Origin of the sequence: Photorhabdus sp. S10-54, from assembly GCF_963878145.1 — a bacterium.
Lineage (GTDB): Bacteria > Pseudomonadota > Gammaproteobacteria > Enterobacterales > Enterobacteriaceae > Photorhabdus > Photorhabdus kayaii.
Genome location: NZ_CAWNXG010000007.1, coordinates 12,423 through 27,327, shown reverse-complemented (window position 1 = coordinate 27,327; position 14,905 = coordinate 12,423). Strand labels below are relative to the sequence as shown.

At 43.7% G+C, this 14,905-nt stretch carries 9 protein-coding genes and 1 pseudogene; 8 read left to right on the top strand and 2 right to left on the bottom strand.

What is annotated here, in order from left to right:
- Positions 1 to 24: 24 nt before the first annotated feature.
- Both AACQ83_RS05575 and AACQ83_RS05570 read right to left on the bottom strand, forming a co-directional pair.
- Entirely contained in the window at positions 25 to 2,475 is a 2,451-nt protein-coding gene (locus tag AACQ83_RS05575; protein ID WP_240000703.1) for an RHS repeat protein, read from the bottom strand.
- Between the two features lie 249 nt (positions 2,476 to 2,724).
- Entirely contained in the window at positions 2,725 to 3,471 is a 747-nt protein-coding gene (locus AACQ83_RS05570; protein WP_112876795.1) for an SDR family oxidoreductase, read from the bottom strand.
- Positions 3,472 to 4,365: 894 nt separating this feature from the next.
- Here AACQ83_RS05570 and AACQ83_RS05565 point away from each other — a divergent pair.
- The 8 genes and pseudogenes from AACQ83_RS05565 to AACQ83_RS05530 form a co-directional block, all read left to right on the top strand.
- Positions 4,366 to 4,459, top strand: a pseudogene (locus AACQ83_RS05565) (IS1 family transposase); the annotation flags it as partial.
- Positions 4,460 to 5,066: 607 nt separating this feature from the next.
- On the top strand, positions 5,067 to 6,332 hold the full coding sequence (locus tag AACQ83_RS05560; RefSeq protein WP_205068645.1) for a DegT/DnrJ/EryC1/StrS aminotransferase family protein: 1,266 nt from the start codon (positions 5,067 to 5,069) through the stop codon (positions 6,330 to 6,332).
- A gap of 23 nt (positions 6,333 to 6,355) precedes the next feature.
- Positions 6,356 to 7,009 (top strand): histidine phosphatase family protein, encoded by a 654-nt coding sequence (locus tag AACQ83_RS05555; RefSeq protein WP_146747887.1) that lies wholly within the window; start codon positions 6,356 to 6,358, stop codon positions 7,007 to 7,009.
- A gap of 19 nt (positions 7,010 to 7,028) precedes the next feature.
- Complete coding sequence (locus tag AACQ83_RS05550; RefSeq protein ID WP_112876793.1) at positions 7,029 to 10,709, top strand: hypothetical protein; 3,681 nt, start codon at positions 7,029 to 7,031, stop codon at positions 10,707 to 10,709.
- Positions 10,710 to 10,716: 7 nt separating this feature from the next.
- On the top strand, positions 10,717 to 12,630 hold the full coding sequence (locus AACQ83_RS05545; protein ID WP_112876792.1) for a hypothetical protein: 1,914 nt from the start codon (positions 10,717 to 10,719) through the stop codon (positions 12,628 to 12,630).
- A complete protein-coding gene (locus AACQ83_RS05540; RefSeq protein ID WP_112876791.1) occupies positions 12,623 to 13,873 on the top strand; it encodes an aminotransferase class III-fold pyridoxal phosphate-dependent enzyme in 1,251 nt (416 codons plus the stop codon). The genes AACQ83_RS05545 and AACQ83_RS05540 overlap by 8 nt, the downstream gene beginning before the upstream one ends.
- Complete coding sequence (locus AACQ83_RS05535; protein WP_112876790.1) at positions 13,870 to 14,643, top strand: PIG-L deacetylase family protein; 774 nt, start codon at positions 13,870 to 13,872, stop codon at positions 14,641 to 14,643. Before AACQ83_RS05540 ends, AACQ83_RS05535 begins: the two co-directional genes overlap by 4 nt.
- A complete protein-coding gene (locus AACQ83_RS05530) occupies positions 14,628 to 14,903 on the top strand; it encodes a DUF6137 domain-containing protein (protein ID WP_112876789.1) in 276 nt (91 codons plus the stop codon). The genes AACQ83_RS05535 and AACQ83_RS05530 overlap by 16 nt, the downstream gene beginning before the upstream one ends.
- Positions 14,904 to 14,905: the final 2 nt, after the last annotated feature.

The following is a 14,905-nucleotide window of genomic DNA, read 5'->3' as shown; positions in this document are numbered from 1 at the left end:
CACTCACCCCGGTCACATAGTTACCTATGCTCCCGGGGATTCGCTCCCTTGCCGTCGCGATGCATCTTGAAATCCATAGGGTATATTTCCAAATTCCACGGACATTATTACTTCCAGATCTGCTCCAATTGTTGCTTCACTTTCGTAGGGGAATGGTTTAGTTTCATTTTTGTTATATAAGATATCAAGGGTATACTCTGTGCTGCTAATACAGCTTATGGGTAGGTCTTTTTTGAAAGTTAATATCGATTCATCTTTTTCAATCTGTCTATCGAATAATTCTTCTGGTACATTGAGCCCATATTTTCTTTCTGCCGTTAAAGTATCTACAGAGCCGAAATTCAAGAATTTGTTTTTGACTCTTATCTGTGTTGATTCCCATTCTTCTTCTGGGTTATCTATTTGTATATTAAACCCGAAAATCTTGTGAATTTCAGAATTAAGCCCAGAAATATCAACCAGTGTTGACGGATTATTTCTCACCATTCGGTATAGATTCAGCCCATCGATTGTTCCAGCCGGATCGGCGCTTAACCATCTACCCACCCACGGTTGATAATAGCGATAGCCGTAATAGTAGAGCCCGGTAGCATCTCGTTCTTTACCTGAATAACGGAGGGTTTTATAGCTGGCTTCTATTTGGTTTCTTGCTGCCCATAACGCTGTGCCGCCAAATGGATAATACTCTTCCTGACTGATAATTTGTCCTTCATTATCCAGTTCAAGTTGACTGGAACCAATCAAATTATCATAGCTATAACGGAGCTGATTATTGCTGATACCGGCTGGTGGTGTGGTTTCCCAGTGAAGAACCCGTACCTGTGCGTGACCTGCTGCCCCTACGGTAATAACATGCAGGTCTTCCGATATCGCGGTTCCACTTTGCGTTGTACGTAGCTCTAATCCGGGAAGATAAGTGACTCGTTGTTGCTGCGTATTGTTGCCTGTCTGTTGTTCACTGACTTTTAACTGCCGCATGCCGTCGTTGCCATAACGATACCACTCCCGATCACTGGCATTTTCGCGGCTCACTGGCGTTACCTGTTGTAGTTCGCCCCGGGCATTCCAGCTCAGATCTTGCCCCGGTAGTAGTTTTCTTTGGTGACCACCGGCATCAAACAACGCATCTACCTGTGTTGAATCTGTGGCAAGTGAACTCAACACTGCTCGATTACTGCGATTCGAGACGGCTATATCTGTGGTGTAGTTATTTTGGGTAGCGGGCGAACTGTGCCGGATTTGAACCAGATTGCCGCCGCGATCGTAATTATAGTTGCGAGTATAGTTGGTATATGAGCTGTCATCAGTAGGAAGAGGGATGATTGGTGAAGGAAGTTGGTTGCTTTGCTGGTTGATATTAGCCATCTCACGTCCTGTTGCACTGATGAGCTGGTACAGGGAATCGTAGGTATAGATATTTTCAGGAACTATTTTCTGATTACGCCAGAAACGAGTGGCTTCAGCATCATTACGAACACTGATAATGTTTCCGACCGGATCATGTTCATAGCGTAGATCTTGTAACACCTTGTTATCGGCTTGACGACGGGTAGTCGTGCTAATCAATCGCAAAGTTTCTGGCTCATAGCGGTATTCGGTGACAACACCGTTGCCATGTTCTTCACGCAGTTTCTGCCCTGCGGCGGAATAGGTCAGGGATTTGATAATGACTTGCTCACTTTGGTTTTTCAATGTCAGCCAGCTACCTTTCAATTGCCCTGCCACATTGTAAGCCAGACGTTGTATGTTGCCTTTTGCATCGGTTTGGGTCAGCAAAGCGCCAGTAGCATCAAAGGTGCTTTGTGTCGTATAAACTTCGCTATTGAGTTTGGTCTGCCAGAGGGTTTCATCGTTACCCGTCCAGTCTGCTTCCTGACCATCGGCCAACAGCTTGCAGGACTGAGATAAGATATTTTCTGTCAACGACAAACTTTCCAGTTGCGTCACGCCTGCGGTGTCGTAGTGACGCACATACTGGCCGACAAGGTTATGATCTTTCTCTGTCTGTGTATTACCTGCCCAAATAAAATACTCAGTAACGCGGGGAGCCTTTTCTTCGGGAGCTTGTTCGCTTACGGATAATAGGCGGCCGGGCAGGGTGTTAGCTTCATATTGTCGGGTCTGAGTGACGCCAGTTGCAGTTACAATCAATACTTGACGACCTTCAATATCATTGAGGGCAATGGTACGGCCGGCATCGGCACTTTCTGTTCGCAAAGTGTCGTCGGTCAGATTGTATTGCCAGAGAAAGTTGGGGGTTATTGAGTTGTCGAGCTGTTTGGCGTCATACAGGCGTGGATCGATGCTTTGGCTCAAGTGTCCTCGGACATCATATTGGTGGCGGGTAATGCGAATATCCGTATCACCTCCTGCGACAGAACGGTGGAAGTCGATGTTACGAATGGTCAGGCCACGGTTATCGTAGACGCTAACCGTGGGAGTATGTTGATAAAGTTTTGGATCAATGTTTTTCATGATTTACCTCTTGGCTGTATTAAGGATTTTGGTTGTTGCAGTTTGGCCTGCATTCAACCGAATAGGCTCATGGGCATATTATTTCCAGAAAATAGCAATAAGTTCGGTTATCAATATGCCAGCCCATACTAATTAATAATACATCCTAAATATTGATTCAGAGTGATTGAAAATATGGGTCATCTTTTATTTTCTGGTTTCTTTCCCATGAATTGGTAAATTCAGCTCAATCTATACTTGTTTTAAATGCTATTTCCCTCCGGCCAGATCAATAAAATTTCCGGTTACATATGAAGCTTCATCCGACAGCAACCAGGCTATAGCCTGTGCAACTTCTTTCGGTTGTCCACCGCGTTTCATTGGTAAGGAGTTTTTCACCCGATCAACGCGATTTGGCTCGCCGCCATCGGCGTGCATCTTGGTATAGATGAATCCAGGACGAACGGCATTTACCCGAATTCCCTGATCGGCCACTTCCAGAGACAGGCCGATAGTCAAAGTATCGATTGCACCTTTCGATGCGGCGTAATCTATATATTCGTGTGGTGATCCCAGTCGGGATGCTGCGGATGAAACATTGACAATTGATCCGCCTTGTCCACCATGTCGGAAAGACATTCTTTTAACTGCTTCCCGTGCACAGAGAAAACTGCCTACAACATTGACGGCAAAAATATCATTCAGGCGGTCAGCGGTGAGTTGTTCAATTGGTGCTTGTGGTTTGAGAATACCGGCATTATTCACCAAACCGGTTATACATCCGAGTTCTTTATCAATTCTTTGGAAGAATTCTACAACTTGTTTTTCATCAGCGGCATTGACCTGAATGGCGATAGCTTTACCTCCCATTTTATGGATAATTTCTGTGACTTCCTGCGCTTGAGCTTGATTGGTGTGGTAACCAATTCCAATATGATGCCCTTTTTCTGCCAGATAAAGCGCTGTTGCGCGACCAATACCGCGAGATCCGCCCGTAATTAATGTGATTTTTTGCATAGTATTCTTGTTCTCATTGAAAGTTTTATATTGAGAAATTAAATATCAAACGAATCGGTATTAATAAAGTAAAATTGAATAAAAAGCAAATTTTTGCATATGGTATGAGAATGTTTATAATGTCGACATTATTATTTTTAATTAAAAACAAAATAATCTAAGTATTATGTTGTGGATATTATAAAATATTTCTATAAATTTGGTGGGTTATTATGGAATAGCGATTTTACTTGAAAATTTTATGGATGGAAGTTCGATTTATTTATCCTTTTCAAGATATTTGTTTATATAACCTCGAATTGTTTTTGATGAATGATTCAGATGCTATAATATATCCAAATATTCTTGTGCTAATTTTGACACATGATTTAGAAAACCTAACGCAGAGGTTTTCCATAATTCAGAAACAAATTCATCGTCATTCTAATTATACCCTATGGATTTCAAGATGCATCGCGACGGCAAGGGAGTGAATCCCCGGGAGCATAGCAAACTATGTGACCGGGGTGAGCGAGCGCAGCCAACAAAGAGGCAACTTGAAAGATGACGGGTATATAAAAGTCTTTTTCTACATCATTATTAAAAAGCAGTCTATGACTTCATCCAAAGTTTTTCTATATAATAAATCATAATATTGGAAAAAATAATCACCTACTAAGAGGTCTAAAAATGGATATTGTCCGTTCATTTAATTGGGGGTTTCCATATTATTGTGATCTCCTAAATAAACTATTCAAAATAGTAGATCACTTTACAAAACGCTTTGTACAACAAGGGGACAAGCTATATATAGCAACACCATGAATTAGTGTTGGTTATCAGGTATCAAACTTTCGCTGCTCAGACATCAATCAAATTGACTACTGTATCGGTATTACGAAATGCTATTTAGTTGGAAAACAGTTTACTCAGTGTATAGAACTAGCTAACTTGAATTCCAGAACTCGAGGCAAGCGATTGAATCGAAAAACCATTTTTTTCTAAATAAGAAGAAATTCACGATAAAGTCATAGGGACTTTCATCGAGCGTGAAAACTATATTTGACATGTGCATCTAATTATTTAATGTATAACCTTGATTATTAAGGTTAAATATATTTTCTGGTGTGTAGCTCTAATTGGTAATATTATATTTGAATTTATGGTGTTTACGTGTGATTAATTAATTATGACGTAAATCACGATATTGGAAATTAGATTGTTAATTTATTGATTTTTTTTCATATGGTTTGTATTTTTATACAGAATTTAAAATAAATCATAGATTGAAAAATTAAAAAATCTAACCAGATAATACATCTTCTATTAAGAAACAGAATGCCCAATGTTAATATTTTTCAAATCTTGCAATTTTATTTAAATGAAACTTAAAAATAGTGTAACACCTTGTATTAAAGTGAAAACCTATAGCTATAACTGAGTTTAAGGACTAAGTGTAGCGGTGTTATTGGTTATTTAACTTAGTAAACCGGTGGTAATTCACATAGGATATTCTATGTAAATGAAAGGGAGACATATCCCCTATAACTTAACGATACCTATGGATTTTTCGCTGGATTAATATCACTTCTTATTTGAAAAGGAGATTACTTATCGTGTCTAAACTGGCAATACATGGTGGCTCTTCCATTCGAACAATATCTTGGCCTAGGTGGCCTACAAGTTCTTCCGAAACTGTAGATAATCTACTTTCTGTTTTAAATAGTCAGCGTTGGTCAATAAGTGGACCATATCGTGGGGTACCTTCTTTTGAACAGCGTTTTGCCGAAGCTTATGCGCGTTACACAAATGCTAATTATTGTGTTCCTGCCTCCAGCGGTACTGCTAGCTTGACTATGGCTTTAGAGGCAGTAGGGGTCGGAGCTGGGGATGAAGTCATTGTACCTGGTTTATCTTGGGTCGCTTCAGCATCAGCTGTTCTTAATATTAATGCTATTCCAATGCTAACCGACGTGAATCCTCAGACAGGATGCTTAGATCCAAATGCGGTTGAAAAAGCAATTACTTCTCGCTGTCGTGCGATTACAGTTGTACACCTCGGTTCTGCGGTTGCGGATCTGAATGCCTTAATGCATATCGCAGAAAAAAATAATTTGTCACTCATTGAAGATTGCTCTCAAGCGCATGGTGCTCGTTTTGCCGGTCAACATGTGGGGACATTTGGTATTGCTGGAACGTTCAGCATGCAACACAGTAAGCTGTTGACCAGTGGAGAAGGTGGAGCGGTACTAACTCAAGATGAGCAAATTGCTAGACGATTAGCCCATCTACGCGCCGATGGACGCACATTAAGCAGTGTACCACCACCGTTAGATCATATGGAGTTATTAGAAACCGCTGAGCTAATGGGTTCGAACTATTGCTTGTCTGAATTTCATGCCGCAATTTTGTTAGCTCAATTAGAAAAACTTGATACCGAGAATGCTATCCGGCGCTGTAATGCCGAATATTTGGATGAATTGATGCTGCAAATTGGCTGTTTTCCTCAGCAAACCACTCTGGGTACCACTGAGCGTGTCTATTATAACTATGTCATTGGTTTACCTGAATCTGTCTTAGGGAAGGCTTCAGTAGAAAAACTGGCAGAAGCCCTGTCAGCAGAGCTGAATTTACCTTGTAAGCCTATGTACGCCGCATTAAATCAATGTACGTTATACCAACCCGCGAGTCGGCGGCGTTTCGCATTAAGCAAAGACTTTCAGTCATCTGTTCAGCCGCAGCGTTTTAGCCTGCCAATAGCGGAGGCATTCTCCCATAGCCACATTGCCTTGCCGCATCATTTTTTACTTGCAGAAGAAACAGATATGCTTGATGTTCAGCGTGCTCTGGAGAAGGTAATGAGCCATGCCGGGCATCTGTGAATCACCAAAAGGCCAAAACTATTATGACGTCAACACATTGCCATCGTTTTGTGTTCATCCGACATGCAGAAGCAACATGTAATCTACAGGATAACCATGTGTTAATCAGTTCAGTTTTGCCTGATTCGCCACTGACGGAAATGGGCCAGCAACAAGCACAATTATTGGCGGATAATTTTCCCAAGGAGTTAATCGGAGACAAGATATTTAGCAGCCCAATGGTTCGAACAATGCAAACGGCCAAATTTCTCACTGCACGGTACAACTTACCGTTGATACCTGATGAGCGTTTGGAAGAAGTGCGTATAGCACCTTCACTGATACCGCCATTAAGTTTGTCGGAATGGGATGCAATGCTGGAAGAACGTTTGAATAGTCCCACAACTAAAGTAAGACCTGAAGTAGAAACTGTTATTGAACAACGCGCACGAGTGACCGATTTTTTGCGTCAACGACACCAACAGCGTGGCCGGGAAAAGGTCACTGTGATCGTTTCCCATGCATTCACTATAGAGCTAGCAATGTTTGTGTTGTTAGGGCTGGAAATCTCCCTATTACAACGCTGGCATATGCGTATCAGTAATACGGCATTGCACGTTATAGAGAATGAAGAGATAGGTGGAAAATCGAGGCTTGTCCTTGTTAACGCGAAAAATCATTTGAGATTATGGCTTTAAAGGTAAGAAGATAAAACGTATGGCTGCAAAATTTGAACGATTACAACAACTTTCCCGGCACACCGATTTTTCAGCATTGGTTCCACCTTTAGTGGGATTTGCGGCTGATAAAGCGCTTGCCATTGTAAAGCATTATCCGCAAGCAGATACCGCGCTGCTCTGCACCCTCTACAGTCAGTACATCACTGAGCACCCCGACTGGATAAAACAGGTTGAGAAAGTTTGTGGCCCAGCCCCCTGGATTATTCGCAGTGCGGGTTTAGAGGATGGTGATACTTTCGTGAATGCTGGAGGCTATGCCAGTATCGTCTGTCATTGTCCGGCAGATTTTAGTGATACGCTTTCTATGGTGGCTTTCAGTGGATTTGAACCTCAATCCATTGAACAGCAACGGTTAAGTGATCCGGGTTATCAACCGCAGCCAATCACCTGTTTTGTTCAAAAATTGATTGAAGGTACGCCATCTACAGTGGACGCCTTACAGGCTCCGTATCTGACAGCCGATGCATGCCATGATTTGAATAAAATTATCAATCAATTACATCAATATTTCTCTGAAATTGCGTTAGACACTGAGTGGGTTTTGGAAACGGATCATGGCCTGGTTTCCGTGACCGGATTGACTTTACATGCCTCTGAAGGTATCCGGGGAGAACTGGCGTTTGGTTTTGGTTTTGCGTCTGCACAATCCCCTGGCTCAAGGGCAAACTCTGTAGCCTATCATTGGCCGACGTTAGCTGCGCCTTTGTGGTATGGCGCTCAATTATGTCAGGTTCGCGTGGATAAGATTTGGTTAGTACAGGCACGCCCCGCTCCGGGTTATGTACTTGAGCGTCAGGTTGAACAGTTAACCACTGAAGTGAAAGAAGAGCTGGCACGTAGTATGCGGGTGGTTCCCGTAACAACATTGCTGCATCCGGCAAAGCCCAATTTAGGCATTTTCCTTTCGGCGTCCACATTAGACGATGCCTGGTCTCGTTACCTGCGTCTTCCTTTGCCAGTGCGATCCACTCTTGTGGCTGTCTTCGTTGAATCAGGCGTTGCCAGTGAACATGCTGGCATCATGTTCCGTCAACAAAAATTGCCCGTTTTTCTTACCCAGTTAACCAATATCCCCGCAGTTCCCTTGGTCATTATTAATAGTGTGGGAGAGCAAGCCTACTTTAGTGCGCAAAAACCACTTATCGAATTGGAAACGGAAACCATTGAATCGGTTAATTTGCCTGCGGCTGTACAGCATATTTTTGACGATAGAGAATCTCTGCCCACTACGGCGCTATCTTCTCAAGATCTTTCGGATGTTTTGCAACGTGCGCTGGCTGGCTTACCGGTATTAGAGGAAAAAATCGGTGCCTCACTCAGGCAACGTACTCTTTTCCCAACGGGGACGTGGTTACAGCATGGTGACATTGTCCGAAGCCCAAGTTTAACAGGTTGGCTCCTTGCACAAGTAGGTGAGAAGGCGATGACGCTCTACCCTGCTCATTGGTCGGCAACCGATGCAACAACAGATTATCTCTGTGCTTTCAGAGCCAAAACCGATCCGCAATCGACATTACCGCACTTATGTAAGGCTATCCCAACATTGGCAGACAAGGTCAGGCAACTTAATGACCTGCGCCTGCTGATGTTATTTATCAAAGCCGAATCGTGGATTGAGAGAATTCCCGCGATGCCATTGGCGCAATGGGTTGATGCTGCGATAACGTCCCCAAGTGGGGATGGGCGTCTGCTACTGGAATGTCTACTTCATGTGTTCGCAGATACAGACATTATTCCCATTTATGAAGATGCAGACCGGATTAACATTTTACATGCTTTAACCCAGGCAGCAGGTTCTACGCTTTCTGTTCACGAACTGTTTGAAGTTATCCATCATCGCCAATTGTCACCGACTGCACTGGCGAATCTGGTTTGTGCGCCTAAAGCGTTTGCTGACTATGTGGCTTTCTTGTCTCCACTTAAGCGCTTTAAAGCAGCCGCAGCACTGGCAGGAGCGAGTGAAGCCGCTGATTTGCTACAAGCTACGGATAGTCTGATGAAAGAGTTACATCATGCGAAATTACCCACTTTGAGGGCACTTTGTCGCATAGATTTAGTGGATACTTACGATCAGGTACTCAAGGCGGTATTAGCCGATGTTGTTGATAGACACGAGCTGATCACGTATCAAAATTATCTAGATCTACTCCGCGATTGGATGGAATTTGCACAGCTATCAATGCTTTCCGCCACAGAAAAATCGGCATTATGCGCTTTCCAGGGGTGGGTAGAACATGTTCGTCATAGCCCCATGCCGGACACTTTTTTTCTTGAATTAAAAGAAGATGTTGTAGAAATCTTGGGGGATGATTTCTTACGTTGGCAGGCTTTAATGCCTGTCGCCGGTAATATGACACCGGAACAACTACCGATAGAAAATGCCCACCAGTTACACAATCTATTGCATCAATGGATGCTGGTTCGTTTCCGGGCTGAATCAGGGCCTGATCTGCCTGCGCCTTTACATAAATTGATCAATATCGCTGATGGTTTTGGTGATGCCCGTTCTTGCCTTTTAAGGTTAACTAATAACCTCTTTGAGATTTCTCTGCCCTTTGTCGTACACAAGGCCAGTTTCCTCTTTAATGAGAAGGAATTAGTTGTTGAGTTCTGTGAGCTTCCGAATGCCCCGGAAGAGGATATTGGTCGCTTATATGTCTTCGATGCATTGGCATCACGTATTTCAGAATGGAAACCACAATGGCAGATATCATCAAATCGGGTCTGTCAATTAGGTACTTGGACACTTTTCTTACGCTTAAAACGTGCTGATGGCTTACATTGGCAGAGACAGGATCTCGAGCAACTGGTGCTTTGGTTACGAGTGCTATTCGATACTGCTTATGATTTCTCCTATGTGCCTAATGATGAAGTTTCCCATGTATATGACATGCTGGGGCATTCTCCTTGGTGTGATCTATTCCACGCTTATGTCAATTACCGGGCTGTGATTGATTTTTCTGTTCAGCGTATCACGGTTTATTCGTTGCCCTTTGCCTCAACGCTCGCTGCACTCTGCCTGAATGAATCTATACGTGATGAGGTCACCAGCGCTTGCCTTGCTGGTTTTAACCATGCCTGGGATGCTTTCCACCGAATTATTGAGAAGCTGGAAAACACAGAGGATGACCAAGAACAGTGGGAATGTCTTCACACCACCGCAGGGCAGATGGGATTACTCCTTTCAGCAATATGGCCAGAGCAGACTCTGATGCGAATGGTACAAAAACCACTCTCCCCGGTTGGGGCCGAACGGATCGCGGTCAGCTTGTTACATCGTCGTGATTTGTCGGCCACATTGCAGCAGTTGGTTACTGCTCCAGAAAATGCCGAATTGCGTAATTTAGTTTTGCACCACGTTCCTGAAATCGCAGTAAATGCAGATTCTGCTGCCTCAATCGCAGATGAAATCGCGATTTGGCAAAGTCAGTTTAAACGCTGTAAAGAGTACTTGCTTGCCTATCATGCAAATGTACTCTCTGAGGGCCAATGTCAACAATTTGTCAGACAACTTAGTCTTATCCCTTATGGCGTCACAGAGGAAATTGAAACGTATATTCAATGTGCTCTGGCCCCTATGGCCATAGAGGAGAAAGGCCGTTTTAAATTGTCTGAAGTTGATCCAATTGCGATTATTAGCACTATGCGGACAAAATGAGAGCAGAATGACCAAATACTTTGGCAAGGTCGCCAGAATGCAGATTACACCCTCAGAGTTAGTGGCGAAGTTATTCGCCACCGAATATGCTCAAAACGGTGATGGTTATGTATCAGCCTGCGCTCTGGGGCAAATATGGAGTGACCTGAGTCTTCTTACTGAAGCCAGCCAACAGCCGTTATCAGTCCGCCGTCAGGCCAAATGTTCTGCTACACATGCGCAGCAGGCCGCTTTGTCTATCGCTTGTGGCCACAAAATCACGGCTGAAACGGAGTCTTCCCAACAAATAGGCCTTGTATTGCAAGGTCAATTTTCTCCCTGGATGGATCTACTGACTCGTATTTTGGCACTCCCCTTGCCAGAGTGTTATGGCTATGATTTAGGGGATACCGAAGTCTGTGTGGATGATGCAATCCGTTTCGCCCGCCAGTTTGCCTCCGGGCGTTCCATCGTGGTTGTCGGTCTCCGCAGTGGTGGGAGTTTTCTTACTCCACGTTGGGTTGCAGGGTTAACTCAGATTAATGGTGTGCCCCCTGCATGGCTAACACTGCGTCCTTTAAGGCATATTAACGCCTATTGTCAGTATCATCCTTCAGAGTTAGATACTCTATTTCGTCTTCTTGACGCACAATCTGAACGTCCAGACGTCGTGATTGTTGATGATCAACCCGATACTGGCAATACCGTTGAAAAACTTGCGGAATGGTTAGCTGTCAAAGCAGAAAACATATGGTTTGCCAGCATTGGGCATGTGAGAAAAATCACAACATCAGCTTCATGGTCAACTGTATTTGTGCGATCACCTCTGATGACACGTGAACGGCGTCCACTCTGGCAATCGTTGTTAAAAAATGATCACCGCCATTTTCTTTCTACATTGACTTCCGCGATACCAGCGTCGGATTTACTGAATTCGACAATAATAAATGACGCTGATACACAGATCTTTATTCATTGCCCAACAATGGAAAAAAGATATGGCTTGGGTGAGGCTTGGTTGCCTTGGAACTCGCCAGCAATGGAAAAATATGCAAGAAGGTTGATTAACCCCAAGAAAACCCCCTTGTTGGTCACGGATAAACATGAAACGCCATTGTTGCACCTGAGATTTATCGGGGAAAGCACCTATGGACTCACGGAATTCAATCGGGTGAAGCAAGTCAATACTGCCCATCCTAAGGCGTGGTTTCTTGATGGTTATCATATTGCTCAACATCTTCCAGGATTGCGGCCATTACGGGATCTTATGGCCGAAACACCTCATGAAAATCATCAGGTTTGGCTTACACAGTGCAACGCTATTATTCAGTCTATCAGCCAATCGCCATTAATAGATATTGTTGGTCAGCTACCTCAGATTCCAATAGGCGCAGCCATTCGTAATGCATGGGAACGTCTGCAACACAAAATGGGTAAAAGTAAATTGAGTGAACACAAATTACCTGACTTACCCATTTGGCTCGATTCGCTCAATATTCCTCCTTTTGCAGGAAGTACCCGACCAATACGCTCTTCCCTTAGCTATGCCTTTGGTGATTGGCACTGGCAAGTTGGCAATGACGGGCATCTCTACCGTTTTCATCAGGAGGCTAACTGGGGAGGGATAAGTTGGACAGAATTGGAGATAGCTGTTTTTCTGTTGGTATATCAACTGCCGCCCGCCACATTACAGCTGATGTGCAACAGTAACCAGACAGAGAATGATAATTCACCAGTGATATTCACCTCTTTACCTGTTGCGCTGCTTTTACTACTCGACGGTTTCCGCCGGGAAGTACGTCAATTTAGCCCTATAGGTAAGATGCGCGCATGTGAAGATCTCACCTTGTTATTCCAAACTTTTATCCAGTACCACAACTTGATTATCGAAAGCATCGCAAATATGCAACCGACTGAAATATCGAGGAGTGTCTATGAGTAAACCTGAAAAAATCGCCTCTGCTGTCGGCGTACCAGTACCAAACTTACGTGCTCTATCCGCAAGTGGTGCTATCGTCAGACTGAGTGATGGAAGAGACTATATTGACCTGATGAATGGCAAAGGTAGCATCACGTTGGGACACCATCATCCGGTAGTTACAGAAGCAATAATCGCCAGTTTAAATAATAAACTGGGGTCTTCCACCTGTTGGTCAGAACCTTTTGAAGCTCTTGCAGAAATCATTGTTGCTGATAGTGGTATTTCCAATGGGCAAGTTGCTTTTTTCAGCTCAGGAACTGAAGCCTGCCGTGCTGTTGTCCAGTGTGCCCGGAAGATAACAGGTAAAAAAATCATCGCCAGCGCAGGTTACCACGGCTGGGGGGATTTATGGGCTTCGCCTTCCCATTTTTTGCAGCCAAATGAAAGAGGCATTATCGATTTCTACTTCATCCCCGAATTACTGGCTGATGTATTAGAAAACTATCATGGCGAAGTCGCAATGGTGATGATTTCTCCCGACTATGTACATCTCAAACCAGAAACATTAAAAAAAATAGCCCATCTTGCCCGTGAATATGGCGTTCTATTTTGCAGTGATGAAGTCAAAAATGGCTATCGTTCAGTGACTGGTTCTGCGTTACCACAGGTTATTGGCGAACAGGCTGATTTTTATACCTTTGCTAAAGGACTATGCAATGGTCAACGCTTATCCTGCCTCGTCGGGCCAACTGAAATGATGCAAAAAACTAAGCACATGACCTATACCGCCTACTTTGACACAATGCCTATTGTTGCTGCTTTAGCCACATTGAAATATATGCATGACGAACAAGGTTACAAACGTCTGGTCACGTGTGGGTCAATGCTGGCAAACACATTACGCACACTGATTGCACAGGCAGAGCTGCCAATAAAAGTCATGGGAGATGGACCATTACTGCAATTTATCTGTGCGACGCCAGAATTGGATGAGGCTTTCTATACTGCTTGCGGTAAACACGGCCTGTTACTGTATAAGTTTGATAATCAGGCTGTCTCGCTGGCAACTGAAGCCGTTTTAACGAAATTGGAGATCCACTTCAAACAAGTATTTTCAGAACTTGCTCTACACTTTTCTACGCAGCACCAAATCCATGTCTCTATCGAGCGACAAATGGAAGCCGCATTCAATATGATCGACGGTGCCAGTGATATTATGCCTGCTGCCGATGCTATCCATTGGTTACAAAGGTATGCCTTATGAGCAGAATAAAAGACTGGTATGGTAAACGTCTGACTTTAATTGCTCCACATCCCGATGATATTGCTTATTCGATAGGTGGTTTCGTCTCACAATTGGCGGCTGTATCCACATTAGAGGTTGTGACCGTATTTACCCAAAGTCGATGGGCGCTCCCTAAATCCCTGCGTGATGAGGGTTCCGCCGTTATCAGTAAAGTACGGGTAAAAGAAGAGCAAACTTTTTGTCAAAATTTTAAGATGAAGTTATACCCTCTTGGGCTCTCAGATTCCAGCCTGTCCGGCTATGACGATGGGAGTGAGCGCCAATTGCAATTTACTCAGGGACAACTTACTAATGACATACGAACTTCAATCGTATTGGAGAAGCTACAGCAGGTCTTGGCAGAGTCCAGCCCTGATGTTGTGATTGCGCCAGCCGCCATTGGTCATCATATCGACCATCAGATTGTCCATCACGCCATTTGTTCACTACATAATCATCAATGGCAGCTCGCTTTTTACGAAGACCTGCCCTATGCAGCTGAATTTACACTGGATATTTTGGAAAAACAATTGACAGAGCGAAAATTCAGCATACTAGAAGCCATCAGTATCGATCAAACATTAGCAGATAAATACGCAGCACTATCTAATTATGCCAGCCAAACCGATCAGGAAACGATTGATGCAATTATTGTCCATGCACAACGTCTGGCGCAGACATGTTTCCATACCGGGCAAGCAGTTTACCATGCAGAAAGATTTTGGGAGAAATCATGTCAATATCAGTAGGTTATATTCGTCAATTAATTATCAAAATCGCCTGTGAGACAACGGGAGATGACACAGAAGAACTAATCAAGCGAGGACGGTTAGAGATCCCTGCACGGGATGCCATTGAATTTATGGTACGTCTGGAAGCACTCCTTGACTGCACTCTGGGTTGGTCGAAATACGAACATCTGTCAATGGAAATTAATAACCTCGCGGAAATAATAAACAAGAAGCTTAATGCACAATCATCTGATGAACCAATGCCATTATCACCTTAATT